Annotated in this window: 25 protein-coding genes; 24 read left to right on the top strand and 1 reads right to left on the bottom strand. The window is 47.6% G+C overall.

Going from position 1 to position 25,888, the window contains the following annotated elements:
- The first annotated feature begins 16 nt into the window (after positions 1 to 16).
- The 12 genes from fliD (at position 17) to fliJ (ending at position 13,114) form a co-directional block, all read left to right on the top strand.
- Positions 17 to 2,029: a flagellar filament capping protein FliD gene (gene fliD, locus KJB05_RS04945; RefSeq protein ID WP_208446139.1), complete on the top strand. Its 2,013-nt coding sequence runs from the start codon at positions 17 to 19 to the stop codon at positions 2,027 to 2,029.
- Positions 2,030 to 2,335, top strand: a complete 306-nt coding sequence (locus KJB05_RS04950; protein WP_005438664.1) for a flagellar protein FliT — start codon at positions 2,030 to 2,032, stop codon at positions 2,333 to 2,335. It begins immediately after the preceding gene.
- A 12-nt stretch (positions 2,336 to 2,347) separates the two neighbouring features.
- Complete coding sequence (gene fliS / locus KJB05_RS04955) at positions 2,348 to 2,758, top strand: flagellar export chaperone FliS (RefSeq protein ID WP_005438665.1); 411 nt, start codon at positions 2,348 to 2,350, stop codon at positions 2,756 to 2,758.
- A gap of 286 nt (positions 2,759 to 3,044) precedes the next feature.
- Positions 3,045 to 4,511 carry a sigma-54 dependent transcriptional regulator gene (locus tag KJB05_RS04960; RefSeq protein WP_005438666.1) on the top strand — a complete coding sequence of 489 codons (1,467 nt, stop codon included), beginning with the start codon at positions 3,045 to 3,047 and terminating at the stop codon, positions 4,509 to 4,511.
- Positions 4,512 to 4,704: 193 nt separating this feature from the next.
- Positions 4,705 to 5,736, top strand: coding sequence for an ATP-binding protein (locus KJB05_RS04965; protein WP_208446140.1), 1,032 nt, complete (start codon positions 4,705 to 4,707; stop codon positions 5,734 to 5,736).
- A 36-nt stretch (positions 5,737 to 5,772) separates the two neighbouring features.
- Positions 5,773 to 7,182, top strand: coding sequence for a sigma-54 dependent transcriptional regulator (locus KJB05_RS04970; protein ID WP_009707377.1), 1,410 nt, complete (start codon positions 5,773 to 5,775; stop codon positions 7,180 to 7,182).
- Positions 7,183 to 7,308: 126 nt separating this feature from the next.
- Positions 7,309 to 7,620 (top strand): flagellar hook-basal body complex protein FliE, encoded by a 312-nt coding sequence (gene fliE / locus KJB05_RS04975; protein WP_005438670.1) that lies wholly within the window; start codon positions 7,309 to 7,311, stop codon positions 7,618 to 7,620.
- 15 nt (positions 7,621 to 7,635) lie between these two features.
- Positions 7,636 to 9,378, top strand: a complete 1,743-nt coding sequence (gene fliF / locus KJB05_RS04980) for a flagellar basal-body MS-ring/collar protein FliF (RefSeq protein WP_005438677.1) — start codon at positions 7,636 to 7,638, stop codon at positions 9,376 to 9,378.
- Positions 9,371 to 10,426 (top strand): flagellar motor switch protein FliG, encoded by a 1,056-nt coding sequence (gene fliG / locus KJB05_RS04985; protein WP_005438679.1) that lies wholly within the window; start codon positions 9,371 to 9,373, stop codon positions 10,424 to 10,426. The genes fliF and fliG overlap by 8 nt, the downstream gene beginning before the upstream one ends.
- Before the next feature lie 114 nt (positions 10,427 to 10,540).
- A complete protein-coding gene (fliH, locus tag KJB05_RS04990; protein ID WP_039842490.1) occupies positions 10,541 to 11,341 on the top strand; it encodes a flagellar assembly protein FliH in 801 nt (266 codons plus the stop codon).
- Between the two features lie 3 nt (positions 11,342 to 11,344).
- Positions 11,345 to 12,664 (top strand): flagellar protein export ATPase FliI, encoded by a 1,320-nt coding sequence (gene fliI / locus KJB05_RS04995; protein ID WP_005433019.1) that lies wholly within the window; start codon positions 11,345 to 11,347, stop codon positions 12,662 to 12,664.
- 6 nt (positions 12,665 to 12,670) lie between these two features.
- On the top strand, positions 12,671 to 13,114 hold the full coding sequence (fliJ, locus tag KJB05_RS05000) for a flagellar export protein FliJ (RefSeq protein WP_038896140.1): 444 nt from the start codon (positions 12,671 to 12,673) through the stop codon (positions 13,112 to 13,114).
- Between the two features lie 36 nt (positions 13,115 to 13,150).
- On the opposite strand, the gene KJB05_RS05005 is transcribed toward fliJ, so the two are convergent.
- Positions 13,151 to 13,465: an NIPSNAP family protein gene (locus KJB05_RS05005; protein ID WP_033005848.1), complete on the bottom strand. Its 315-nt coding sequence runs from the start codon at positions 13,463 to 13,465 to the stop codon at positions 13,151 to 13,153.
- 282 nt (positions 13,466 to 13,747) lie between these two features.
- On the opposite strand from KJB05_RS05005, the gene KJB05_RS05010 reads away from it, so the two are divergent.
- From KJB05_RS05010 to flhA, 12 genes are all read left to right on the top strand, one after another.
- The gene (locus KJB05_RS05010; protein WP_208446141.1) at positions 13,748 to 15,805 is read left to right on the top strand and encodes a flagellar hook-length control protein FliK; all 2,058 of its coding nucleotides are present in this window, start codon (positions 13,748 to 13,750) and stop codon (positions 15,803 to 15,805) included.
- 168 nt (positions 15,806 to 15,973) lie between these two features.
- Positions 15,974 to 16,612: an adenylosuccinate synthase gene (locus tag KJB05_RS05015; RefSeq protein ID WP_208446517.1), complete on the top strand. Its 639-nt coding sequence runs from the start codon at positions 15,974 to 15,976 to the stop codon at positions 16,610 to 16,612.
- Between the two features lie 2 nt (positions 16,613 to 16,614).
- Entirely contained in the window at positions 16,615 to 17,937 is a 1,323-nt protein-coding gene (locus KJB05_RS05020; protein WP_208446516.1) for an ISL3 family transposase, read from the top strand.
- 43 nt (positions 17,938 to 17,980) lie between these two features.
- Positions 17,981 to 18,466, top strand: coding sequence for a flagellar basal body-associated protein FliL (gene fliL / locus KJB05_RS05025; protein WP_208446090.1), 486 nt, complete (start codon positions 17,981 to 17,983; stop codon positions 18,464 to 18,466).
- A gap of 7 nt (positions 18,467 to 18,473) precedes the next feature.
- Positions 18,474 to 19,520, top strand: a complete 1,047-nt coding sequence (gene fliM / locus KJB05_RS05030; RefSeq protein ID WP_005438695.1) for a flagellar motor switch protein FliM — start codon at positions 18,474 to 18,476, stop codon at positions 19,518 to 19,520.
- A gap of 101 nt (positions 19,521 to 19,621) precedes the next feature.
- Complete coding sequence (fliN, locus tag KJB05_RS05035; protein WP_005438697.1) at positions 19,622 to 20,032, top strand: flagellar motor switch protein FliN; 411 nt, start codon at positions 19,622 to 19,624, stop codon at positions 20,030 to 20,032.
- Between the two features lies 1 nt (position 20,033).
- Positions 20,034 to 20,447, top strand: a complete 414-nt coding sequence (gene fliO / locus KJB05_RS05040; RefSeq protein ID WP_005438699.1) for a flagellar biosynthetic protein FliO — start codon at positions 20,034 to 20,036, stop codon at positions 20,445 to 20,447.
- Positions 20,434 to 21,303, top strand: a complete 870-nt coding sequence (fliP, locus tag KJB05_RS05045) for a flagellar type III secretion system pore protein FliP (RefSeq protein ID WP_032802991.1) — start codon at positions 20,434 to 20,436, stop codon at positions 21,301 to 21,303. Before fliO ends, fliP begins: the two co-directional genes overlap by 14 nt.
- Before the next feature lie 27 nt (positions 21,304 to 21,330).
- A complete protein-coding gene (gene fliQ, locus KJB05_RS05050) occupies positions 21,331 to 21,600 on the top strand; it encodes a flagellar biosynthesis protein FliQ (RefSeq protein ID WP_005433008.1) in 270 nt (89 codons plus the stop codon).
- Positions 21,601 to 21,608: 8 nt separating this feature from the next.
- Complete coding sequence (fliR, locus tag KJB05_RS05055; RefSeq protein ID WP_005438703.1) at positions 21,609 to 22,391, top strand: flagellar biosynthetic protein FliR; 783 nt, start codon at positions 21,609 to 21,611, stop codon at positions 22,389 to 22,391.
- Positions 22,392 to 22,400: 9 nt separating this feature from the next.
- Positions 22,401 to 23,531: a flagellar biosynthesis protein FlhB gene (flhB, locus tag KJB05_RS05060; RefSeq protein WP_038896138.1), complete on the top strand. Its 1,131-nt coding sequence runs from the start codon at positions 22,401 to 22,403 to the stop codon at positions 23,529 to 23,531.
- Positions 23,532 to 23,770: 239 nt separating this feature from the next.
- Positions 23,771 to 25,870, top strand: coding sequence for a flagellar biosynthesis protein FlhA (flhA, locus tag KJB05_RS05065; protein WP_005438706.1), 2,100 nt, complete (start codon positions 23,771 to 23,773; stop codon positions 25,868 to 25,870).
- Positions 25,871 to 25,888 lie beyond the last annotated feature (18 nt).

Raw genomic sequence — 25,888 nt, forward strand, 5'->3', positions numbered from 1 at the left:
TTTTTGAGGTGATTTGATGAGTTTAGGCCCTTTGGGGATGTCTGGCGGCATGGATATCAATTCCATGGTCAGCAAAATTGTAGATGCCGAGCGTGTGCCAAAGCAGCAACGCATCGACAACGAGCGTATGACAATTGACGCCAGCATCAGTGCCTATGGGCGACTCAGAGAATCGTTGGATACGATGAAAAATCTCATGGCGAATTTTCGTCAGGAGAAGGCTTTTGCCGTTCGTACGGTAGAAACCACCGATGATAAAATCGTATCCGCAACCGCAACTACTGACGCTATAGCCGGTAAGTATGCTATCGATGTGTTGCAGCTTGCACAGAGCCATAAAGTGGCTTCTGACGTTTTGCCAGAAGACGCCAAGTTTGGGGCTGGTAAGCTGCAGATTTCTCTTGGTGATGACACCTTCGACGTTAATGTCCGTTCTAGCTCTAAGCTAGTTGATGTCGTTCGTGGAATTAACGGCGCTAAGGATAACCCGGGCGTACGTGCTTCCGTAATTAACGACGTAGAAGGGCCGCGTTTGATCCTTGCCTCAAACCTTTCAGGCAAGGACCATCAAATTAAAGTTAGTGTGGATGCCGAAGCCGGTAACCCTCTGAAACATTTCGAATACAAAACTCTGGAAGACCGAGTGAACGCGCTTGAAGAAGCTCGTGAAGCGGCAGAAGCCGTACTTGGACCTTTGAAAGAACTAGAGTCAAAGACCGATGCAGACCAGCCTGAACAGGTGGATGCAGACGGCAATCCTATACCTCCTGAAGAACAAAAAGCGGCAGAGAATGCGCAAGATGGCGCAGCGGATGAACCGATCTCTGCAGCTGGTGCCGCTGCGGCGAAAGCAGGGCAAGAAGCAATTGATGCTGCCAATAAACGAGCGGGTATGCGCCCGCAAGACAGTATCCCAGGTTGGACTGAAACCGCTTCAGGTACACTTCTCGACTCTTACCGTCCGCCAGAATTAGAGCTGGACGAAGAAGCCATTGCTAAAGCTCCAGACGTACCGGGTTGGAACAATGCTGCCTCTGGTACGCTGACCGATTCGTACGTGACGACCAAAGAAGCCAAGCAACAGCTCGAACAAGAGAAAGCTGAAATTGAGCAAAAGATTGCCGATGAAAAGCAAGAGCTTGACCAAAAAGTTGAGCGGGGCGAGTTGACGGAAGAGCAAGCGAAACAAATCCATCGTGCCAAGCTCGATCCTGAAGAGCGTGAGCGTCTTGAGAAAATTGATGTCGCAGAGGCAAAGATCGCAGAGGCGCAAAAAGCCTTTGAAGTGTATTCAGGCATGACTGAAGTGCAAGCGGGTCAGGATTCGCAAGTGATGCTTGATGGCGTTGCACAACTGTCGAGCCATAACAACGTGATTGAAGACGCCATTGAAGGTGTAAACCTCACGTTGAAAGGCAAATCCGAACTGGGTAAACCGCCAGCTGAAATTGGCGTAGAGTACGATCGCCAAAGCGTTCGTGCAGACATCGAAAATTTTGTTTCAGCATACAACTCGTTCTACCAAACCTCAAAAGCGCTCGCTAGCGTCGATCCGACAGCAGGCCAGAAAGGGCCGCTCGCGGGCGATAGCACAGTACGTAACGCTGATGCGCGCCTGAAATCGGTGTTCTCAACATCCATTGAAAAAGCCCCAGAAGACCTGAAATCTTTAACTGAGTTCGGTATTACCACCACACGCCAAGGTTCGTTGGAAATCAATTACGACATGTTGGATCGCCAACTGAACAACAACTTTAACGAGTTAGAGAAGTTCTTCGGCGGCAACACCGGCTTTGCCAAACGTGTGGAAGATGCGATTCAAGGCATCACGGGCTTCACGGGCAGCATCCGTACTCGTGAAAAGAGCCTGACAGAACAGAACTATAGATTGGGCGACGACCAAGCGGCATTAGATCGCCGCATGGACAGTTTAGAAAAACGTACCCACGCAAAATTCGCTGCAATGCAAGATGCCACAGGCAAGATGCAAGGACAGTTGGGGGCGTTGATGAACGCGTTGGGTCAATAGATGAAAAACGAACTCATTGAAATTAGTGATATTGATCAACTAATTACGCAAGAACTGGAAAAAGTCGACTTTAACGCTGAAGAAATTCAACGTTTGGTCGATATCAGGGAACAGTTATTGCAAAACCTGTTAACCATTGTTGAAAGCAATCCATCGGTTAAGCAGGAAGCAGAGTGGCAAGACTTGCTCATTCGTACCAAAAGAATTGTAGAGCTGATGCAAAACGAGACCACTAATGTTGGTAAAGAGCTTCATAAGTTCCGTTATGGTCAACGTTCGCTTCAGCAGTACAAAAAATTTATATAAAAGAGGAATACTATGCGCGGTTCTTTGCAAGCATACAAAAAGGTATCAGTCGACAGCCAATTGAGCGCGGCTTCTCCGCACAAAGTCATTCAAATGCTAATGGCGGGTGCAATTGAGCGTCTGATCCAAGGTAAAGCAGCAATGCAAGCAGGCAACATTCCTGCAAAAGGTGAGCGTCTGGGTAAAGCGTTGGACATCATCATCGCACTGCGCAGCTGTCTGTCTATGGACGACGGTGGTGATATTGCATCAAACTTAGATTCACTTTACGAGTTCATGATCACTCAGATCTCGGCAGCGAACCACCAAAACGATCCTCAACCGATCGACGACGTTATCGACATTATTCGTGAGATCAAATCAGCTTGGGACCAGATCCCAACAGAGTTTCACAACTTAACGGCTGCTGAAGTAGGCATTTAATAGATAAAACAATACCTTACTTATTTGGTAGGGTATTGTGTCTGATTGCACAGAAAGTCGTTCAGTAAAGTTTCAATCAAGCTCACACCTCTTTATTGCTTGGTTGCCTTATTTTTTTATTCAAATAAAATAGAAGTCATTAGTGGCCCCTAATGGCTTTTTTTTGTTGCTGATTTTCCTATTTTGTCTATCGTTAATTGAGAGTGGTCCCACCTTTCTGACACTCAATTGCGCAAATCAAGGTCTGGCCGCAACACACCCATAATAAAGGCAATCATTCTTACTTATGCAAGGTTTGGCAAAGCTGCTTGTAATCGATGACGATGCACCAAGTCGTTTGAATATAAGCAATATATTGGAATTTGTTGGAGAAAGTTGCGAAGCTGTCAGTTCTGATCAGCTAGGCGATGTAGACTGGTCTAGTGTTTGGTCAGGTTGCATTGTTGGTAACATCTCTGCAGGTCGTGCTGCGACAGCGGTGATGACCCACCTCAACGAAGCGTACCATATCCCCCTTCTGGTTCTGGGTTCTTTCCCATTGCCTGTTGATGACTTGCCAAATTTTGTCGGTGAATTAGAACAACCTTTAAACTACCCACAACTTAGCGAAGCGTTACGTCACTGCAAAGACTTCCTTGGTCGCAAGGGCGTTAATGTAGTCGCAAGCGCGCGTAAAAATACCCTTTTCCGTAGCCTTGTTGGCCAAAGCCGAGGCATTCAAGAAGTTCGTCATTTGATCGAACAAGTATCGGGCACAGAAGCAAATGTGCTGATCTTGGGTGAGTCTGGCACGGGTAAAGAAGTCGTCGCACGTAACATTCACTACCATTCTGCCTATCGTAATGGCCCGTTTGTGCCAATTAACTGTGGCGCTATCCCACCAGAGCTTCTTGAAAGTGAGCTGTTTGGTCATGAAAAAGGAGCGTTCACTGGCGCGCTGACCTCACGTAAAGGCCGTTTTGAACTAGCCGAGGGGGGGACGATCTTCCTTGATGAGATTGGTGATATGCCAATGTCGATGCAAGTGAAGTTGCTGCGTGTTCTGCAAGAGCGTTGTTTTGAGCGCGTCGGTGGCAACACCACAATCAAAGTAAACGTTCGTGTTGTAGCCGCAACGCACCGCGATCTAGAAACTATGATCGACGACGGCACGTTCCGTGAAGACCTTTTCTACCGCTTGAATGTTTTCCCAATTGAGATGCCTGCACTAAAAGCACGTAAGCAAGACATCCCTTTGTTGCTACAAGAGCTAATGACGCGTTTGGAAGCAGAAGGCGGACAACCAATTTGCTTCACTCCTCGTGCGATTAACTCGCTGATGGAACACAACTGGCCGGGTAACGTTCGTGAACTTGCCAACCTTGTTGAGCGCATGATCATTCTCTACCCAAACAGTTTGGTCGACGTAAACCATCTGCCGACAAAGTACCGTTACAGTGATATTCCTGAGTTCCAACCAGAAGGTAACCCGTTTACTTCGGTTGAAGAACAAGAGCGTGACGTGTTCCAAGACATCTTCTCTGAGAACTTCAGTTTTGAAGATCAAAGCGATCTGGACCACAACATGAATGCCCCTCAAGCTTTACCGCCAGAAGGCGTGAACTTGAAAGAGCTTCTAGCCGATATGGAAGTCAACATGATCAGCCAAGCGTTAGAAGCACAAGGTGGTGTCGTAGCAAGAGCAGCTGACATGCTGGGTATGCGACGCACGACTTTGGTGGAGAAGATGCGCAAATACAACCTACAACGCTAGGTTTTATCTGACATCAAAAGTAAGCACTTTCCATTGCGCTTGTTGTCTTTTCCGACAAGAAAAGCGCACTCTTCTTGGTGTCAACTTCTTGTCGTTAGTATAACGCTATGATAAATATAGAAAATAGCTTGGTACGCTAATTGCTTACCAAGCTATTTTAGTTTTTAAATGGCGATATTTCGACAGGCAGTGAATGGACAATAATACCAACCAATCCCATTTAGACTCGGTAGAGAATCAGGTCGAGCGTTACAAGCAGGTTTTGGATGTGATGCCCGCAGGTGTGATCTTATTGGATACACACGGTGTGGTACGCGAAGCCAACCCGGAAGCGCACCGTATCCTTGAAATCCCACTGGTCAACGAGAAATGGTTCAACATCATCCAAGTGGTATTTGATCCGCGCGAAGATGATGGTCATGAAGTCTCACTGCGTAATGGCCGTAAGGTTCGTTTGGCGATCTCGGCCTCTGCGACGGGTCAACTTATCCTGATCACCGACCTAACAGAAACGCGTTTGCTGCAATCTCGCGTGAGTGACTTGCAGCGTCTGTCATCGCTTGGTCGCATGGTGGCTTCTTTGGCTCACCAAGTGAGAACGCCGTTATCGAGCGCCATGCTATATGCATCCAATTTAGGTGCGCCAAATCTCCCTCCGGCGACAAGAGAGCGATTCCAAAGCAAATTAATGGATCGACTGCACGATTTGGAGAAACAGGTTAATGATATGCTGCTTTTTGCCAAAGGTGGTGATAATAAAGTCATTAAGCCTTTTAACATTGCTCAGCTTGTTGTCGAATATCAGCCGATGGTGGAAACCGCGCTGAAGAACAACAGCATCGACTACTTCCTAGAAGTCGAAGAAGAGAACACTGAGCTGTTAGGCAACGCTAACGCCATTGCTTCAGCACTGAGTAACTTAGTGATGAACGCGATTCAGATGTCTGGAAAGGAATCGCAAATAGATGTCTTTTTCCGCCCGGTGAACGGTGAACTGCGCATTTCTGTGCAAGATAGTGGTCCGGGTGTACCAAAAGAACTGCAAGCAAAAATTATGGAGCCATTCTTTACCACGCGTTCTCAAGGAACCGGGTTAGGGCTCGCTGTAGTTCAAATGGTTTGCCGTGCCCATGACGGTCGATTGGAACTTATTTCAGAGCAGGGTGATGGAGCCTGCTTTACCATGTGCATTCCGCTAGAGCGAGTGCAAGCAGAAGCGCAATAAGCGGCTTTTGTCGATAACAATTACTGGAGAATCATAATGGCGCAAAGCAAAGTGCTGATCGTAGAAGACGATGAAGGTCTTCGTGAAGCCTTAGTGGATACTCTGGCTCTGGCAGGGTACGAGTGGTTAGAAGCCGATTGTGCAGAAGACGCTTTAGTGAAGCTGAAGTCGAACGCGGTGGACATCGTGGTTTCTGATGTACAAATGGCAGGCATGGGCGGTTTGGCTCTGCTACGTAATATCAAACAGAATTGGCCAAACTTGCCAGTTCTTCTTATGACGGCTTATGCAAACATTGAAGACGCAGTGTCGGCAATGAAAGAAGGTGCGATTGATTACATGGCGAAGCCATTTGCACCAGAAGTTCTGCTGAACATGGTGAGCCGTTACGCACCAATCAAAAGTGATGACAACGGTGATGCAGTCGTTGCGGACGAGAAAAGTCTGCGCCTACTTGCGTTAGCTGACAAAGTGGCACGCACTGATGCTAACGTCATGATCTTGGGCCCAAGCGGCTCAGGCAAAGAAGTCATGTCTCGCTACATCCACAATGCTTCAAACCGTAAAGACGGTCCTTTTGTTGCGATTAACTGTGCGGCGATTCCAGACAATATGCTGGAAGCGACACTATTTGGTTACGAGAAAGGCGCGTTTACTGGCGCAGTTCAAGCGTGTCCGGGTAAGTTCGAACAAGCCCAAGGCGGCACGATTTTGCTGGATGAAATCAGTGAAATGGATTTGAGCCTACAAGCGAAACTGCTGCGCGTTCTTCAAGAGCGTGAAGTGGAGCGTTTGGGTAGCCGTAAGAGCATCAAGCTGGATGTTCGTGTATTAGCGACCAGTAACCGTGACCTTAAGCAGTACGTGTCAGAAGGCAACTTCCGTGAAGACTTGTACTACCGCTTGAACGTCTTCCCAATCTCATGGCCAGCACTTTGTGAACGTAAAGGTGATATCTCGCCACTTGCGCAGCACCTTGCTGAACGTCATTGCAGCAAAATGGGCATGCCAGTACCTAAGTTCTCTCAAGTCGCATTAGATAAGCTGCTTCAATACCCATGGCCGGGTAACGTTCGTGAGTTGGATAACGTGGTTCAACGTGCTCTGATTTTGAGTGAAAACGGTGACATTGATGCAGAACACATTTTGCTGGAAGGTGTAGATTGGCAAGATGCCAGCAGTCTGCAACATGTTGTACAAAATGCAGAAGTGGTGGTGCCAGATGTTAAGCCAGTCGCGCAAGCAGAATCTATCAACCGTGTTGCCGCTGGTGGTGAAGGACTCGGTGGTGAACTGCGTGACCAAGAATACGCGATCATTTTGGAAACGCTGATCGAATGTAACGGTCGTCGTAAAGAAATGGCAGAGAAATTGGGCATCAGTCCACGTACTTTGCGCTACAAACTCGCCAAAATGCGTGACGCTGGTATCGATATTCCGGCTTAGTATTCACATAAATAGCCATAGGACAAAAGTGTGGGTACACTACGACACTATTGTCTTATGGCACAGTAATTGCTGTGTCAATAATCAGTTTTATTTAATAGTCAAACTTTTGGCTTAGAGGTGACAATGAAAGTTGATGGTATTCAGGCAGAAATGCGCGCCATGATGGTGGAAGCGACCAACACCGCTCCCGTTGCAACAGGTGCGAAAGTTGGGGCAGATTTTGGTGATCTCCTAACGAAAGCCATCAATAACGTAAACTCACTTCAAAAAGCATCGGGCGATCTGCAAACGCGTTTCGACCGTGGTGATGCCGATGTTTCCCTTTCTGACGTTATGATTGCTCGTAACAAGTCCAGTGTTGCATTTGATGCCACTGTACAAATCCGCAATAAGCTCGTTGAGTCCTACAAGGACCTCATGAACATGCCAGTGTAATTTTAGGTAATAAGTGTGGCAGACAAGTCTACAGATTTAACCGTCACTGATGGCGGCGCAGATGGTGCACTGATCGCTGGCTCAGATTTGGATGTGGATAGCCAAAACCCAGATCTAGAAGAGCGCAGTGCGTCAAAATTCGATATGGCAGTAGGGGACCTCGATTTACTTCGTCAGGTCGTATTAGTGCTGTCCATCTCTATCTGTGTTGCGTTGATCGTGATGCTTTTCTTCTGGGTGAAAGAACCGGAAATGCGCCCACTTGGTGCATATGAAACCGAAGAACTGATCCCAGTGCTGGATTACCTCGACCAGCAAAAAATCAATTACAAGCTAGATGGCAACACCATTTCTGTGGAATCGAGCGATTACAACTCGATCAAGCTGGGTATGGTGCGTGCGGGCGTGAACCAAGCAACAGCGGCAGGCGATGACATTCTGCTGCAAGACATGGGCTTTGGTGTATCACAACGTTTGGAACAAGAACGTTTAAAGCTCAGCCGCGAACGCCAACTTGCGCAAGCCATTGAAGAGATGAAGCAGGTACGCAAAGCGCGTGTGTTGCTCGCTCTGCCAAAACACAGTGTGTTTGTTCGTCATAACCAAGAAGCGTCTGCTTCAGTATTTCTGACGCTCTCTACAGGCGCAAACCTAAAACAACAAGAAGTGGATTCCATCGTTGATATGGTGGCGAGTGCTGTTCCGGGCATGAAGACCTCTCGTATTACGGTCACCGACCAACACGGTCGTCTGCTTAGCTCAGGTTCTCAAGATCCTGCGTCTGCGGCTCGCCGTAAAGAACAAGAGTTAGAGCGTAGCCAAGAGCAAGCGCTGCGCGAGAAGATCGATTCTGTTCTTCTACCAATCCTAGGTTTTGGTAACTACACCGCTCAGGTCGATATCCAAATGGATTTCAGCACTGTTGAGCAAACTCGTAAGAACTTCGATCCGAATACTCCAGCAACGCGCAGTGAATACGCGCTAGAAGATTACAACAACGGCAATATGGTTGCGGGCATTCCTGGCGCTCTAAGTAACCAACCGCCAGCCGATGCGTCGATTCCTCAAGATGTGGCGCAGATGAAAGACGGTTCGCTGACTGGGCAAGGTTCAGTCCGTAAAGAATCAACGCGTAACTTTGAACTCGACACCACTATCAGTCACGAGCGCAAGCAAACGGGCACATTGGCGCGTCAAACCGTTTCGGTGGCGATCAAAGACCGTCGCACCGTAAACCCAGATACGGGCGAAGTGACTTATACGCCGCTGTCAGAATCAGAAATTAACGCCATTCGCCAAGTGCTGATTGGTACCGTTGGTTTTGATCAAAACCGTGGTGACTTGCTAAACGTCCTTAGCGTGAAGTTTGCTGAGCCAGAGCTTGAGCAAATGGTTGATCCACCAATTTGGGAACATCCAAACTTCAACGATTGGGTTCGTTGGTTCGCGAGTGCGTTGGTGATCATCGTGGTTATCTTGGTTCTGGTTCGCCCAGCAATGAAGAAACTGCTTAACCCTGCGAGCACCGACGAAGACGAAATGTACGGACCAGATGGCTTGCCAATTGGTGCGGATGGTGAAACCAGCCTAATTGGTAGCGACATCGAAAGCGGTGAGCTGTTTGAGTTTGGTTCAAGCATTGATTTGCCTAACCTTCACAAAGATGAAGATGTACTCAAAGCAGTACGTGCTCTGGTGGCAAACGAACCAGAACTTGCTGCTCAAGTTGTGAAAAACTGGATGAACGAAAATGGCTAACGATATCGTACCTCAAGATGAAAACGGCGTAGGTGTTCCTGCGGAGTTTGATGTCTCTAGCATGACAGGTGAAGAAAAAGCGGCGATTTTGCTACTGAGCCTGAACGAAGGCGACGCCGCTGGCATCATCCGTCACTTAGAACCAAAGCAGGTTCAACGTGTTGGTAGTGCAATGGCGCGCGCTAAAGATCTGAGCCAAGACAAAGTGTCTGGTGTGCATCGTGCGTTTTTAGAAGACATCCAGAAATACACCAACATCGGTATGGGCAGCGAAGACTTCATGCGTAATGCGCTGGTGGCTGCTCTGGGTGAAGACAAAGCAAACAACTTGGTCGACCAAATCCTGTTGGGTACTGGCTCGAAAGGTCTGGATTCACTCAAGTGGATGGATCCTCGCCAAGTGGCAAGTATCATCGTCAACGAACACCCGCAGATTCAAACCATCGTACTTTCGTACTTAGAAGCGGATCAGTCAGCAGAAATTCTTTCTCAGTTCCCAGAGCGTGTGCGTCTGGATCTGATGATGCGTATTGCTAACCTAGAAGAAGTTCAGCCATCGGCACTGGCAGAGCTGAACGAAATCATGGAGAAACAGTTCGCAGGTCAAGCGGGTGCACAAGCAGCGAAGATTGGCGGCTTGAAGGCAGCAGCAGAAATCATGAACTACCTAGACAACAACGTCGAAGGTATCTTGATGGAGCAAATTCGCGACCAAGACGAAGACATGGCTACACAAATCCAAGACCTCATGTTCGTATTCGAGAACTTGGTGGAAGTGGACGACCAAGGTATTCAGAAATTGCTGCGTGACGTTCCTCAAGACGTTCTGCAACGTGCACTTAAAGGTGCCGATGACTCTCTACGTGAGAAAGTCTTCAAGAACATGTCTAAGCGTGCAGCTGAGATGATGCGTGACGATATCGAAGCAATGCCACCGGTTCGCGTTGCAGATGTAGAAGCGGCGCAAAAAGAAATCTTGGCGATTGCTCGCCGTATGGCCGACGCTGGCGAGATCATGCTGTCTGGCGGCGCGGACGAGTTCTTATAAACCTTTCTTATTCCTCCTGCTATAAGTGGGAGGAATGCACTTCCTTAGTCGCGCATTTTTCAAAGCACTTTATTTTTAAAATCAATTTCAACATAGACAGATTGTAGGTTAAGCATGGCTGGCGATAGAAAACGTGGATTTATCCGTCCTGATGAAGACGATGCGATGATCGAACCGCAGCGCTGGGGTTTGCCTGATTACGGTGAGCCGAAAGCAAAGCAAGCCAAGCAAACTGCGTTTAACTACGATCCAGGTTGGGTGCCAAATTTTGACGAACCAGAAGAAGAGCAAGCGCTTGAGCTGACAGAAGAACAGATCGAATTGATCAAGCAAGGTGCTTATCAAGAAGGTCTGTATCAAGGTCAAGAAGCGGGCTTTAAGCAAGGTTACGACAAAGGCAAAGAAGAAGGCATTCAAGCCGGTCATGCAGAAGGTCTTGAGCTGGGTAAAGCGGAAGGTGTGACCGCCGGGCAAGAGTACATCCAGCAGCAGGTGGAAACCTTCATGAATTTGGCTAACCAATTTGCTCAACCTTTAGAGCTGATGAATGCTCAGGTTGAAAAGCAGCTGGTGGACATGGTGCTGTGCCTAGTCAAAGAAGTTGTGCATGTGGAAGTGCAAACCAACCCTCAAATTATTCTCGATACCGTAAAACAATCTGTTGAAGCGCTGCCAATTTCTGGCCATCCAATTACCTTGCATCTGAACCCAGACGATGTGGCGATCATCCGCTCTGCATACGGCGAAGAAGAACTTGATTGTCGCAATTGGACATTGGTTGCAGAGCCAGCATTAAATCGCGGTGATGTACAAATTGCTGCTGGCGAATCGAGCATTAACTACCGCATGGAAGAGCGCGTGAAAAGCGTGCTGAACAGCTTCTGTGGCGCAAATCGTCATCAAGGGGGCGAGTAGTCCATGCAAGCCTTGGCTGACCGTTTAAAGAACTACAAAGTTGAAGGGCTGACCACGCGTCCGGTAGCGTCGGGCAAGCTTGTGCGTGTCGTAGGCTTAACCTTGGAAGCGACAGGTTGTCGTGCTCCGATTGGCAGCTTGTGTTTGGTCGAAACCATGTCCGGTCATATGGAAGCGGAAGTGGTGGGCTTTTCTGGTGATAACCTTTTCTTAATGCCGAGTGAGCAAATCACGGGCATCTTACCGGGCGCGAAAGTGACGCCCTTGACCAGTGAAGCGGGTTTGCCCGTTGGTATGGAACTGCTTGGGCGTGTGATTGATGGTGTGGGTAACCCACTTGATGGCCTCGGCCCGCTTTATACCGATCATCGCGCTTCTTTCAACGCTGAGCCAATCAACCCATTAGCGCGTAAGCCGATTTCTGAGCCACTTGATGTGGGTTTAAAAGCCATCAACGGCTTATTGACGGTCGGTAAAGGTCAACGTATCGGTCTGTTTGCGGGTTCTGGTGTGGGTAAATCGGTCACCCTTGGCATGATGACGCGAGGCACGACGGCACAAGTTGTTGTCGTTGGCCTGATTGGTGAACGTGGACGCGAAGTAAAAGAATTCATTGAAGAGATTTTGGGTGAAGACGGACGTCGTCGTTCTGTGGTGGTGGCAGCTCCTGCTGATGCTTCGCCTTTGATGCGCTTGAAGGGCTGTCAAACTGCACTGACGATTGCCGAATACTTCCGTGACCAAGGATTAGATGTTCTTCTACTGATGGACTCTCTGACGCGTTTTGCTCAAGCGCAGCGTGAGATTGCGTTGTCTGTGGGTGAACCGCCTGCAACCAAAGGTTATCCGCCTTCGGTGTTTGCTAAGCTGCCAGCACTGGTGGAACGTGCAGGTAACGGTGGTGATGATCAAGGTTCGATCACCGCATTCTTTACCGTTCTGACCGAAGGTGACGATCTGCAAGATCCGATCGCCGATGCGTCACGTGCGATCCTCGATGGTCACATTGTTTTGTCTCGTGAAATGGCGGACGCAGGTCACTACCCAGCCATCGATGTCGAGAAATCGGTGAGCCGTGTTATGCCACAAATCACCACAGAAGAGCACGTGTTGATGTCGAAAGCGGTGCGTCAGGTGTTGTCGATTTGTCGTAAGAACCAAGATTTGGTGTCGATTGGCGCTTATAAACCGGGGACTGACCCGGCTATCGATGGCGCATTTACCCTCAAGCCAAAACTGGATGAATACTTGCAGCAGCGTATGAAAGAGTCTGTGCCTTATGACATGTGCGTCAACATGTTGAAGAGCATCTTGGGTGGGTAATAGCGTATGAATAACGCGATGGAATTCCTACTTGAGCAAGCAAAAGAACGCGAAGACCAAGCCGTATTAGCGCTCAATAAAGCCCGCTCGGAGCTTGAAGATTACTACCGCCAAGTAGAGCAAATTGAAAAGTACCGCTTAGATTACTGTCAGCAGTTGGTAGACCGTGGTATGGCAGGACTCACCGCAAGCCAATATGGCCACTTAAACCGCTTCTTAACCCAGCTCGATGAAACGCTTTCCAAGCAAAAACAGGCAGAAAACCACTTTAAAGAGCAGGTGGTGAACTGCCAAGATTACTGGTTAAACATGCGTAAAGAACGGATGTCTTACGAGTGGATGATTGAAAAGCGCGAGAAAGAAAAGCAAATTGCGGAAGCTAAGCGTGAGCAAAAGCAGATGGATGAGTTTTCTACCTTGCTGTATAGCCGGAAACCGCAACGTTTCTAAGCGTTTCTCATCGTTATATTGCGTTAGCGCTGTTTGCTACATCTCTACTGATTCAAGCAAGGTTACTTTGACGGAGTCTTGCTCTATCAACTCAAAAACCTTTGGTCGAATTTCACGAATCCACCATTCATTGTAAGTCTCTGCATATATCGCTTGTCGCGCTTGTTCACTGTCGAACTCACGTAACCAGACAAAGTAATCGTGCCCATCTTCACCCGTGTGAACATAGGTGTTTAAGACACGCATGCCTTTGGAGCGTTGGTAGGGCAGCAACTCGTCTTTCATCCACGTTAACCATTGCTCTGTTTTGCCAGTCTTAATTTTATATTGGCGAAGTTCTGTGACTTTCAAAGTGATTCCTTATTGATTGAGCAAGGCTTCTGTTTACGCTCCCACCAATGAATAGTCAAATTATGATGATGGTTTACGCATCTTTGATGCTGCTTAGGGATATCGCAAAGTTGATCTCTGTTCCACTGATGTCGTCTCACTTAACCGTCAGAAATTCCACACTATGCGTTGGCGTGATTTTTGCAATTTAGCCGTCAGTATCGGGTCTTTTGACCTAAGTTTGCCGCCTATGTGCAATCCGACAGCGAGTTGCTCAACGCTGCCGATGACGAGAGTTTCTATATGAATGTGAATTTATCCAATGTTTCTGCAACCAATAAGACGTCGGTTTCCGATTCTTCAAATAAAGTTGATGCAGAAAGCCCTGAAAGCAAAGGTTTTTTTGAAACCTTAGCCGGGGTATTTACTGATTCACAAAAAGCCGAAAAAGCGGTCGCAAAATCTGATGCGTCAGAAGTATCGGCAAAAAACACAGATGAGGCGACAAAAGTCGCATCGGCAAACTCAGAAGGTGAGAGCCAAGAAAAAGTCGTTGATACTGTGGATGGCGAGAAAGTGGCATCTGCAGAATCAACCGATGAGCTACTTGCTCAAGGCGACGGTAAACAAGTTGCGAACAGCAAAGCGGGTGAGCTTTCAGATAGCGAATTGGCTTCTAGCGGTGTTAAACAAACAAATTCACCAGAAGGCGATGCAACCCAGTCAGCAGCAAATGGTGCTTCAAGCCAAGTTGCACAAGGTACGATAGCAAAACAAACGCAACCTAATGATGCAGACGCTTCTGAACAGGCGCCTAATGCTCAAGTGAAAAGTGCGATGGGTGAAGGTCAACAATTGTTGGGTCGTATTGAGCAAGCAAACCAAACGCTTAAGCCTAATGAGCAATTAGTTGATAGCGGCAAAGCATTGCCACCTGAGGCAGTATTGGCGCAAAGCGTTACTCAACGGGAAAAAGACACCCCGCTGACTCCAGAACAACAAGCGATGCTTTCTGCTAAGCAATCCGGCCTGCAAAGCAACGCGGCGCAACCTGTTGGCAGTGACAAAGTAACGTTGGATGCCAATGGTAAACCTGTTGTATTGACGACGGAATCAGCCGCGAACGTACAAGCAGCAAACACAAATCAAGCGGCTCCAGTTGCCGCGAAAATTGATTGGAACTCGCCAAGTACTCAAGCTGTTCACGCAGAAGCAACGGTGAATGCGACAACTCAAGCCGCGGTTAACGGTCAAGTTGTGGCTCAAGGTGCTCAGTCGACGGTTGGTGGAGAAGTATTGCAAACGGCATTGCCAGTCGAGGCTGAAATCTCTGAAGTAAAACGTATTTCTCTTGATGAGCTGCACATCATCGATACCAAGTTGGCGCAGGGTAAGCCGCTTTCTCAACAAGAACTTGATGTGATTGAGGGGCTAAAAACGGGTGATATGGTTGCGGATATTCCTGTGCAAGAATTAGCGCAATTCGCGGCTTTGCCAAGCGATGTAAAAGTGGCGATGGCAGAGCATCAAGCATCTCATAACCAAACTCGTGTTGCGGCGTCTTCAGTGGCGGCTCAACAAGCTCATCAACTAGCCGCGCAGGACATGAAGCACGCTGCAGCTCAAGCGAGTGCGCAGACAGCCGTATCCCCAAATGCTGACAAAGCAGCGTTATCTGCAATGCCAGACGCGCTAGTGGCAGCAAATCTAAACCCCGCGGCACAGGCTGCTTCTAGTGCAGAGCTAAGCAAGAAAGTGATGAATGCTAGTCTTGCTGCAGGCGCGTTGAAGGGTGCTTCAAGTAAGCAAGATAAACCGGAACCACAACATGGTTTAGCGGGACAAATTCAAGCGGCAGCAGGTCAACAAGGCGTGACAGCTCAGCAACAAGCACGAGTGGATGCTGCGCAGCAGGCACAACTACCGTTGCAACTAACCAAAGAATTGGCCAATGACCAAGTGGCAGAGAAAGTACAAATGATGATGTCGAAGAACTTAAAGAACCTCGATATCCGTCTTGATCCGCCAGAACTTGGTCGTATGCAGATCCGCATGACAATGAACAACGATCTTGCCAACGTTCATTTTACGGTGGCAAACCCGCAAGCTCGTGACTTGATTGAGCAAACCTTACCTCGCCTGAGAGAGATGTTGGCTCAGCAAGGTGTGCAATTGGCGGATTCGTCGGTCCAGCAACAGAGCAGTGGTCAGCAACAAAGTGGCTACGCCAATGCGGAACAAAACGGTCAAGGCTCTCAAGGTCGTGGATTTTCTGGTCAGTCAGATGAAAACTTTGATGCCGACACGAATCTTGATTTGAATGTGGTTTCAAAGCGTGATGGAATTAGTTTTTACGCATAAAATAGCGGCCTAAAAAAGCAAAACAATAAGAGACAGTAATGGCAGAAGAACAGCTACAGGGTGCGGATGCACCAAAAGGAAAAAGGGGTATTCGTAAAATGATGTGTACGCAAGTCGATAACGCTGATACAGTTTAAAGGTGTTTAATTCGTAAAAGAGTGTGTATTGATGGCAAAAGAAATTACCCATAACGACTTATGTAAAAAAGCAGTTGGCTGGCTAAAGCGCTCGCATAGTGCTGGCGGTTGTGGATGCCCTAATGCGTTTTCAGAGGTGCAATCTGGTTCTAATGGTGGTGAAATTGTTGACGCGATCGGATTAAGAACCGCTTATGGAACTGAAACCATAGTCATAGAGGCAAAAGTTAGTCGTAGTGATTTTTTAGCAGATAGAAACAAGCCGTTTAGGGCTAACCCAGAATTAGGTATGGGTAATTTTCGATACTACATCTGCCCAGAGGGGTTAATATCTGAATCAGAACTTCCGAATAAATGGGGTCTTTTATATGTTGGTTTGAGAGGAAAGATAACCGTTGTTCGTGGTCATAGGTTAGGTAAAAGTTCTGATTGGAAGTTTGAATGCAATCGTGATGCAGAGCTTGGGATGGCTTCTCTACTTCTTGCAAAATCGGGGAACTTTGAACAGTTAAACGATGTTTTTCGATATAATCAACGACTTGAAAAGAAAGTAAAGGAGTTAGAGGCGAAGGTTCATGAACTTGAGTTCCCGAATAAAATGGAACAAATGATTAAAGGGCTTGAGGACTTAGCCGTATCTCAAAAACCTATCCCTCGCGTCTCTCGATAACCATGTTAAATCTCGAAAACCTAAAAGTGATTGAGCGTGAAGAATATGACGATCACTGTATATTCCACGCTCAATCTATATCCCCTAACCGCACTTGTTCCGAGTGCGGATCAATCAATACAGTAATCGTCGGCAAGGTAAACCAACCTTACAACGACACTCGTATGTACGGCAAAACCATCAAGATTCAATTCGATAGAAAGCGACTTCGCTGCAAGGATTGTAGCAAGACTCGCTTTGAACAATTGGACTGGCTCTCTAATGATTTTCGTATGACTAAACGAGCAGAAGACTACATCATGCGAATGTGTGGGAAAGTGTCGTTTACACATGTAGCCACTGAAATGGGTATCACCGAAGGCACTATACGTAACGTATTCGCCAACTACGTGGATATTATCGAAGGTAAGCACGATTGGCTTGCTCCTCGCGTTCTTGGTATCGATGAGACTCATTTCAGCAAGAAGATGCACCTTGTCATGACGGATATTGAGCGTAGAACCCTACTCGATATGCGTAAAGATAGATCTCAGGATGCCACTCAGAAAGCCATTATGAGGCTGAATGGATGGAAAGATATTGAGATCGTCTGTATCGATATGTGGCGACCGTATTACCGCGCTGTGAAACAGCTATTGCCTAATTCAGTTGTAGTTATCGACCGCTTTCACGTTGCCAAGATGGCTGGTGAAGCTATGGAGAAAGCACGTAAGGCGATACGAGCCGAACTATCAGACAAGGAGCGTAAGAAGCTCAAGAATGACCGAAAGATACTGCTTAAGCGTAGAGCAAACATCAAGGGCTTAAACGAGCTGGCGTCATTCCATTTCTGGACAGAGGAATACCCAACGTTGATGGAAGTGTATAACGCTAAAGAGGCTTTTCTCGATATGTGGGATATGCCTACCAGAAAAGAAGCTGAGGACTACTGGGAGAACTGGAAAGCAGTATCTACACCACCTGTCAGAAAATACTTCAAAGACGCCATACGAGCCGTTGATAACTGGCATGAGCCTATCTTTAATTGGTGGGACTATCCTTACACCAACGCAGTTACGGAGAGTCTGAACAACACAATCAAGGGTGTGTTTAGGAATGGTCGTGGTTATAGCTTTGAAGTGCTTAGAGCGAAGCTGCTTTACAACAAAGGCGGCTTGGAAGTGTCAATGAAGTCCTTGAACAAACCAACCCATGATCCACTGTTCGAATTGTTGAAGAAAGACGATCCAAAAGTAACAATGCATGGCTTAAGACATAGAGCCTTTAAAGCTCTGTTTAGAGACATGGTTACTTTGCTTGAAAAACAACCAAATACACACGAATAGGGTTTGTGAAGTGTGGGTATCAATTCTGTATGTTTATTAATCGATACTCACACTATTTCGAATACCCGGAAAAAGTAAGTTACTGATCATCATTATCGCAGTGGTGGTTTTGCTTATCGGTGGTGGTGCGGCAGCTTTCTTTTTAATGGGTTCTGATGAACCTGCGCAAGCAGCACAAACCGAGCAAGCACAAGCGCAAACGGCAGCAGCGCCAATTGCGTACGTGAACATTGCACAACCGTTTATTTTTAACGTGACGGGAGACCGCCGCGATAGACTGGTACAAATCAAAGCGCAACTGATGGTGCGTGGCAGCGAGAATGAGCAATTAGCTCGTTACCATTCCCCACTGATAGAGAGTTCACTACTATCGACATTTGCGTCAGCGACCGTGGAGCAACTTCGTTCTCCAACAGGACGAACTGAACTGCGTGATCGCGCTTCTGATGATATCAAAGCTGCATTGAATGCCGCTGTTGGTAAGCCAGTGATTGAGAAAGTACTGTTTACAGATTTTGTAATTCAATAGGTATAACGTGACCGATCTATTAAGCCAAGACGAGATTGATGCGCTTCTGCATGGGGTTGACGATGTTGATGACGTCGATGAACCCATAGATAACGACACCGAGGGTGCCGTCAGTTTCGATTTCTCGTCTCAAGACAGGATTGTCCGTGGTCGAATGCCGACGCTCGAACTTATCAATGAGCGTTTTGCCCGACACATGCGAATCAGCCTGTTTAACATGTTGCGTAAAACCGCTGAAGTGTCGATCAACGGCGTGCAGATGATGAAGTTTGGTGAATACCAAAATACCCTGTACGTTCCGACAAGTTTGAACATGGTGCGCTTCCGTCCACTAAAAGGTACGGCATTGATCACCATGGAAGCGCGTTTAGTCTTCATCTTGGTAGAAAACTTCTTTGGCGGTGATGGTCGCTTCCACGCCAAAATTGAAGGTCGTGAATTTACCCCAACTGAACGTCGCATCATCCAGCTTCTATTGAAGATTGTTTTCGAGGACTACAAAGAAGCGTGGTCGCCGGTCATGGGGGTGGAATTTGAGTACCTTGATTCAGAAGTAAACCCAAGCATGGCGAACATTGTCAGCCCGACTGAAGTGATTGTCGTAAGCTCATTCCATATTGAAGTGGATGGCGGCGGTGGTGACTTCCACGTGGTCATGCCTTATTCGATGGTGGAACCAATCCGCGAACTACTTGATGCGGGTGTTCAATCCGACAAGATGGAAACTGACGTGCGTTGGAGCTCGGCACTACGTGAAGAGATCATGGATTGCCCAGTCAACTTCCGCGTGAATCTGCTTGAGAAGGACATCTCTCTGCGTGATTTGATGGAGCTGCAACCGGGCGACGTGATCCCGATTGAAATGCCAGAACACGCCACCATGTTCATCGAAGACTTACCAACTTACCGTGTGAAAATGGGTCGCTCCGAAGACAAGATGGCAGTGCAGATCTCTGAAGAGATCGAACGCCCACACGTAGTAAAAACAGATTTAGCGTTCTTGGGTAAAGACATCATGTCTGAACTTGAAAACGACGACGATACAGACGATTAAAACCCTTACTCATTACAATCGCCTCGCTTTGTTCTCTGTTATCGACAACAAAGAATGAAGCCAGAAGTATGGCGCAGTAAGGTTTAACACAGGACAGAAAAATGGAACCAAGTGACGATCAAAAGCTAGCAGACGAATGGGCAGCCGCTCTTGGCGAAGACCCGTCTGCACCTTCAATTGATGTTGATGAAATATTGGCAGCGCCACTGGAAGAGTTAAAAGACACCTCGGCTCCAATTACGGAAGATGAGCGTCGCAAACTCGACACCATCATGGATATTCCAGTGACTATTTCGATGGAAGTAGGGCGCTCACAAATCAGTATCCGTAACCTACTGCAATTGAACCAAGGTTCGGTTGTAGAGCTTGATCGCCTCGCAGGTGAATCGCTCGATGTACTGGTTAACGGTACTTTGATTGCGCACGGCGAAGTCGTTGTCGTCAACGATAAGTTTGGTATTCGTCTAACTGACGTGATCAGCCAAACTGAACGCATCAAAAAGCTGCGTTAATATGAGCAGTTCAATCAAAACGCGATTGAAGCAAATTACAGGAGCACTCGGCTTAATGCTGAGTGCTCCTTATGCATTTGCTGCCGCGCCAACGAGTTTGGATCTTGCGACCACGTTAGGTTCTTTAGTGCTGGTTATTGGTGTGATTTTATTCCTGGCTTGGTTGCTAAAGCGCATGCAAGTACCAGCAATGGGTCAACAAAAAGGGCTACGAATTGTTAGCCAGTTACCAGTCGGTACCAAAGAGCGCATTGCGGTTGTGCAAGTCGGTGAAGAACAGTTTTTGGTAGGCATTACCAGCCAATCTATCCAAACCCTAGCCAAGCTTGAAAAGCCATTGAAAGAGGAAGAGTTGGCGACCAGCGCCTTCGCGAGTCAATTTAGCCAACTAATAAAAAAACATGACAAAGGATAATTCAATCCGCCTAATGCTGAGCACTTTTATGCTGCTCGTTGGCGTGCTGTTTTCTTCACTTTCGTTTGCGCAGGCAGAGGAATCGCCATTGCCTTCTAATCTTGCACAAGGTGATAGTGTGACGGTTCAGGCGATGGAAAACGAGTCGGGCTCAAGCCGAAGTATGTCAGTGGGCAATGGTGGAGGGATTCCTGCCTTTACCATGACGACCAATGCCGATGGCAGCGAAGACTACTCGGTTACTCTACAAATTCTTGCGTTGATGACCATGCTTGGCTTCTTGCCAGCCATGGTGATTTTGATGACGTCGTTTACCCGTATCGTGGTGGTGATGTCCATCTTGCGACAGGCAATGGGTCTACAACAAACGCCGTCTAACCAAGTCATTATTGGTATCGCGCTATTTTTGACGTTCTTTATCATGTCGCCTGTTTTGAATGAAATTAACGATCAAGCGGTACAACCTTATTTGAACGAGCAAGTGACAGCACGTGAAGCCTTTGATGCGGCGCAAGCGCCAATGAAAGCGTTCATGCTTAAACAGACTCGAATTAAAGATTTGGAAACGTTCGTCAATATGTCTGGTGAAGAGGTGACAAACCCAGAAGACGTTTCAATGGCGGTGTTGATTCCTGCTTTCATTACCTCAGAGCTTAAGACTGCGTTCCAAATCGGTTTCATGTTATTCCTGCCGTTTTTGATCATCGACTTGGTTGTCGCATCGGTATTGATGGCCATGGGTATGATGATGCTCTCGCCAATGATCGTATCGCTACCATTTAAGCTGATGCTGTTTGTGCTGGTGGATGGTTGGAACTTGATATTGTCGACACTCGCCGGCAGTTTTGCCCTTTAGATTGGCACAGAGAGAAGAGGGTAAGACATGACTCCTGAAATGTTTGTCGAGCTTTTCCGTGATGCACTGTGGATGGTGCTGATCATGGTCTGTGCCATCATTATCCCAAGTTTGCTTATTGGTCTTGTCGTCGCTATTTTCCAAGCGGCAACCTCTATCAACGAACAAACGTTGAGTTTCTTACCGCGTTTGATTGTTACCTTGTTGGCGTTAATGTTGTTCGGCCATTGGATGACCCAAATGTTGATGGAATACTTCTTCGGCCTGATTGAACGCCTACCACAGGTGCTTTACTAGAGTCGCGTATGGAGTATCCGACCCATATCGTCCTCGACTGGATCGCAAACTACTTTTGGCCCTATACTCGTATTTCTGCCATGTTGATGGTGATGACGGTAACTGGGGCTCGCTTTGTCTCACCTCGAATTCGTCTCTACCTCGGTTTAGCCATTACCTTTGCGGTTGCCCCTGCGATTCCTGCGGTGCCTCAAGATATTGAGCTGCTTTCTTTCCGTGGTTTTATGACCATTGCCGAGCAAATTATTATTGGTGTTGCGATGGGCATGGTGACTCAGTTTATGATCCAGACCTTTGTACTTTTAGGTCAGATCTTAGGTATGCAATCGAGCTTGGGTTTCGCATCCATGGTCGACCCTGCTAACGGCCAAAATACCCCTTTGCTTGGTCAGCTATTTATGTTCTTGGCGACCATGTTCTTCTTGGCTACCGATGGGCATTTAAAAATGCTGCAATTGGTGGTGTTTAGTTTCAAAACCTTGCCGATTGGGTCTGGCTCGCTCAATGCGGTCGATTTCCGTGAAATGGCGAGTTGGCTTGGCATCATGTTTAAGACGGCATTGAGTATGTCGTTGTCGGGCATTATCGCGCTGCTCACGATTAACTTGTCATTCGGTGTAATGACACGTGCCGCACCACAGCTGAATATCTTCTCACTCGGTTTTGCCTTTGCCTTGATGGTGGGCTTGTTACTTTGTTGGTACATTCTGGCTGGTTTGTACAGTCATTATGAATTGTTCTGGGCAGTGGGTGAGGAGCAGATTTGTAACCTCATTCGCTTGGATTGCTAGGAGGCTGGATTGGCAGAGTCAGACGGTCAGGAACGCACCGAAGAAGCCACGCCCCGACGGTTACAACAAGCCAGAGAGAAGGGGCAGGTTGCTCGGTCTAAAGAGCTCGCATCAGCGTCAGTACTGATCGTAGGGGCTATCGCCTTAATGTGGTTTGGCGAGTCTTTGGCGCGCTCGCTGTTTTCCATCATGAGTCGTTTGTTTGATCTCAAACGCGATGAAATCTTCGATACCGCTAAGTTATTCGACATTGCTTTTGGTGCGATGACGGATCTGCTGTTCCCACTGTTCCTTATCCTCATAACCTTATTTGTCGCCGCCATGATTGGAGCCGCAGGGGTGGGGGGCATCAGCTTTTCTGCCGAAGCGGCAATGCCAAAGCTCTCCAAGATGAACCCGCTTAGTGGTCTAAAGCGCATGGTTGGCATGCAAAGTTGGGTTGAGCTGATCAAATCGATTTTAAAAGTTGCGTTGGTAACGGGGATGGCGATTTACCTTATCCAAGCCTCGCAAGCGGATTTGATTCAGCTAAGCATGGATGTGTATCCGCAAAATATCTTTCACGCTTTGGACATCTTGCTCAACTTCATCCTGCTGATCAGTTGTTCTTTGCTCATCGTTGTGGCGATTGATATTCCGTTCCAGATTTGGCAACACGCTGATCAGCTTAAAATGACCAAACAAGAGATCAAAGACGAATACAAAGAGACCGAAGGTAAGCCTGAAGTTAAAGGTCGTATTCGTATGTTGCAACGTGAAGCAGCTCAGCGTCGAATGATGGCCGATGTGCCTCAAGCGGACGTTATCATTACCAACCCAGAGCACTTCTCTGTCGCGTTGCGTTATAAGCAGAAAACTGACCGTGCGCCAGTGGTGATCGCCAAAGGTACCGATCATATGGCGATGAAGATTCGAGAAGTCGCGCGGGAACACGACATTACCATCGTACCTGCTCCGCCATTGGCGCGTGCGCTCTACCACACCACAGAGTTGGAGCAGGAAATTCCAGACGGCTTGTTTACCGCTGTAGCGCAAGTTCTGGCGTTCGTTTTCCAACTTAAGCAGTATCGTAAACGTGGCGGTCAACGACCGAAAATTCAGGACTACGACCTACCAATCCCACCTGAACATCGTCACTAATGAAAATAATTGCATGGTGTGATTAGACAAAAATTCACATTAGATCAAAGGATTGTGATTTCTTTGAGCAACTAGTCATTATTTTGGCGTTAATCATGGTACACACATTGCTTAAATCGCGTTAATCAACAACAATACCTAAACTTTTAGGCGAAAGCTGTCGCGTAATACTAGTTACATGTGTGTACTTACATGCCTCTGTTACGTGATGCTCCAGACCGATTGAGACACCTCGCAGTATGAAGTTAAGCCTGCCATTTGCAGATAAATTACCCAAAATCCCACAGCGTTCCATGCCCGCCATTGGTGCGCCTGTTATGGTATTGGCCACCCTTGCAATGGTGGTGCTACCTATACCTGCATTCCTGCTGGATTTATTCTTCACCTTTAACATCGCCTTAGCTATGGTGGTGTTGTTAGTGACCGTTTACACACGTCGTCCACTCGACTTTGCGGCTTTTCCTACGGTACTGCTAATCGCGACGCTATTGCGTTTGGCGTTGAACGTTGCTTCAACCCGTGTGGTACTTTTGTACGGTCACGAAGGGGGCAATGCGGCCGGTAACGTAATCGAAGCCTTCGGTAACGTTGTTATCGGTGGTAACTACGCCGTCGGTCTGGTGGTCTTCCTTATCTTGATGATCATTAACTTCATGGTTGTGACCAAAGGTGCGGGTCGTATTTCTGAGGTAAGTGCTCGCTTCACCTTGGATGCTTTGCCGGGTAAACAAATGGCGATCGATGCGGACTTGAACGCCGGTTTGATTGACCAAGACCAAGCGCGTTTACGCCGTTTTGAAGTGACCAAAGAAGCCGACTTCTACGGCTCGATGGACGGTGCGTCTAAATTCGTAAAAGGTGATGCGATTGCGGGTATTTTGATCCTGTTTATCAACATCATCGGTGGTCTATCGATTGGTATGGCGCAATACGGTTTGGGCTTCTCCGAAGCAATGCAAATCTACACCTTGCTGACTATCGGTGACGGCTTGGTGGCACAAATTCCATCGCTATTATTGTCTATCGCAGCTGCGATGATGGTAACGCGTCAAAATACTGATGAAGACATGGGCGAGCAGCTGATTTTCCAGATGTTCGACAACCCGAAAGCCCTCATGATCACCGCCGCGATTCTTGGGGTTATGGGTATCGTACCGGGTATGCCTCATTTCTCATTCTTGTCATTAGCGGTTATCGCTGGTGGTGCCGCTTACTGGCTCGACAAGAAGCAAAAACAAAAAGCCAAAGAACCCGCCTTACCCGCCAAAGCGGAAGATGGCAGTGAACCGATTTCTCAACGTGAGTTGTCGTGGGATGACGTACAACCCGTCGATATCATCGGTCTAGAAGTAGGCTATCGCTTGATCCCGTTGGTGGATCGTGACCAAGGTGGTGAGTTGCTTGAGCGCGTGAAAGGGGTGCGTAAGAAGCTTTCTCAAGATTTCGGCTTCCTTATTCCTGCGGTTCATATCCGTGACAACCTAGAACTGACGCCAAACAGCTACCGCATCACCTTGATGGGGGTTGCTGTTGGTGAGGCCGAGATTCGTCCAGACCAAGAGCTGGCGATAAACCCAGGTCAGGTTTACGGCATGATTGAAGGCGAACCAACCATGGACCCTGCATTCGGTCTAGAAGCGGTTTGGATTCGTGAAGAGCAGCGTGAACACGCCCAAGCATTAGGCTACACCGTAGTGGACTCATCCACGGTACTCGCTACCCATTTGAGCCAACTGCTGACCAACAACGCGTCACAACTGATTGGTCATGAAGAAGTACAGAACCTGTTGGAAATGCTCGGTCGTAGCGCGCCTAAATTGGTGGAGAACTTTGTTCCTGATCAGTTGCAACTTGGCGTGGTGGTGAAAGTGCTGCAAAACCTGCTTAACGAAGCTATCCCAATTCGCGATATTCGAACCATCGTGCAAACCTTGGCGGAGTACTCGAGTAAGAGTCAAGAACCTGACATTTTGACTGCCGCAGTTCGTATCAGTTTGAAACGTCTAATTGTTCAGGAAATCAATGGTATAGAGCCTGAATTACCAGTGATAACACTCATTCCTGAACTGGAACAAATCTTGCATCAAACCATGCAGGCTTCAGGCGGCGAATCCGCTGGTATTGAACCGGGATTAGCTGAGCGACTTCAGTCCTCTCTGAGCCAAGCGACACAAGAGCAAGAACTGAAAGGCGAGCCTGCGGTTCTGCTGACATCTGGCGTATTGCGTTCCACATTAGCGAAGTTCGTTAAGAACACAATACCGAACCTCCGCGTACTGTCTTACCAAGAAATACCGGACGAAAAGCAGATCAGAATTGTGCAAGCCGTGGGCAACTAAGCCTGCGCATCATTAATG

It is taken from the genome of Vibrio sp. B1ASS3 (genome assembly GCF_905175355.1).
GTDB classification, from domain to species: Bacteria; Pseudomonadota; Gammaproteobacteria; order Enterobacterales; family Vibrionaceae; genus Vibrio; species Vibrio owensii.

Bases quoted from the DNA above. Each gene is read 5' to 3' on its own strand.
- fliH (WP_039842490.1), top strand. From the start codon at position 10,541: ATGGCTGGCGATAGAAAACGTGGATTTATCCGTCCTGATGAAGACGAT.
- KJB05_RS04950 (WP_005438664.1), top strand. From the start codon at position 2,030: ATGAAAAACGAACTCATTGAAATTAGTGATATTGATCAACTAATTACG.
- KJB05_RS04965 (WP_208446140.1), top strand. From the start codon at position 4,705: ATGGACAATAATACCAACCAATCCCATTTAGACTCGGTAGAGAATCAG.
- KJB05_RS04970 (WP_009707377.1), top strand. From the start codon at position 5,773: ATGGCGCAAAGCAAAGTGCTGATCGTAGAAGACGATGAAGGTCTTCGT.
- fliG (WP_005438679.1), top strand. From the start codon at position 9,371: ATGGCTAACGATATCGTACCTCAAGATGAAAACGGCGTAGGTGTTCCT.
- fliI (WP_005433019.1), top strand. From the start codon at position 11,345: ATGCAAGCCTTGGCTGACCGTTTAAAGAACTACAAAGTTGAAGGGCTG.
- KJB05_RS05015 (WP_208446517.1), top strand. From the start codon at position 15,974: ATGGCAAAAGAAATTACCCATAACGACTTATGTAAAAAAGCAGTTGGC.
- fliJ (WP_038896140.1), top strand. From the start codon at position 12,671: ATGAATAACGCGATGGAATTCCTACTTGAGCAAGCAAAAGAACGCGAA.
- fliE (WP_005438670.1), top strand. From the start codon at position 7,309: ATGAAAGTTGATGGTATTCAGGCAGAAATGCGCGCCATGATGGTGGAA.
- flhA (WP_005438706.1), top strand. From the start codon at position 23,771: ATGAAGTTAAGCCTGCCATTTGCAGATAAATTACCCAAAATCCCACAG.
- fliD (WP_208446139.1), top strand. From the start codon at position 17: ATGAGTTTAGGCCCTTTGGGGATGTCTGGCGGCATGGATATCAATTCC.
- fliN (WP_005438697.1), top strand. From the start codon at position 19,622: ATGGAACCAAGTGACGATCAAAAGCTAGCAGACGAATGGGCAGCCGCT.
- fliS (WP_005438665.1), top strand. From the start codon at position 2,348: ATGCGCGGTTCTTTGCAAGCATACAAAAAGGTATCAGTCGACAGCCAA.
- fliQ (WP_005433008.1), top strand. From the start codon at position 21,331: ATGACTCCTGAAATGTTTGTCGAGCTTTTCCGTGATGCACTGTGGATG.
- fliP (WP_032802991.1), top strand. From the start codon at position 20,434: ATGACAAAGGATAATTCAATCCGCCTAATGCTGAGCACTTTTATGCTG.
- KJB05_RS05010 (WP_208446141.1), top strand. From the start codon at position 13,748: ATGAATGTGAATTTATCCAATGTTTCTGCAACCAATAAGACGTCGGTT.
- KJB05_RS04960 (WP_005438666.1), top strand. From the start codon at position 3,045: ATGCAAGGTTTGGCAAAGCTGCTTGTAATCGATGACGATGCACCAAGT.
- KJB05_RS05020 (WP_208446516.1), top strand. From the start codon at position 16,615: ATGTTAAATCTCGAAAACCTAAAAGTGATTGAGCGTGAAGAATATGAC.
- fliO (WP_005438699.1), top strand. From the start codon at position 20,034: ATGAGCAGTTCAATCAAAACGCGATTGAAGCAAATTACAGGAGCACTC.
- fliR (WP_005438703.1), top strand. From the start codon at position 21,609: ATGGAGTATCCGACCCATATCGTCCTCGACTGGATCGCAAACTACTTT.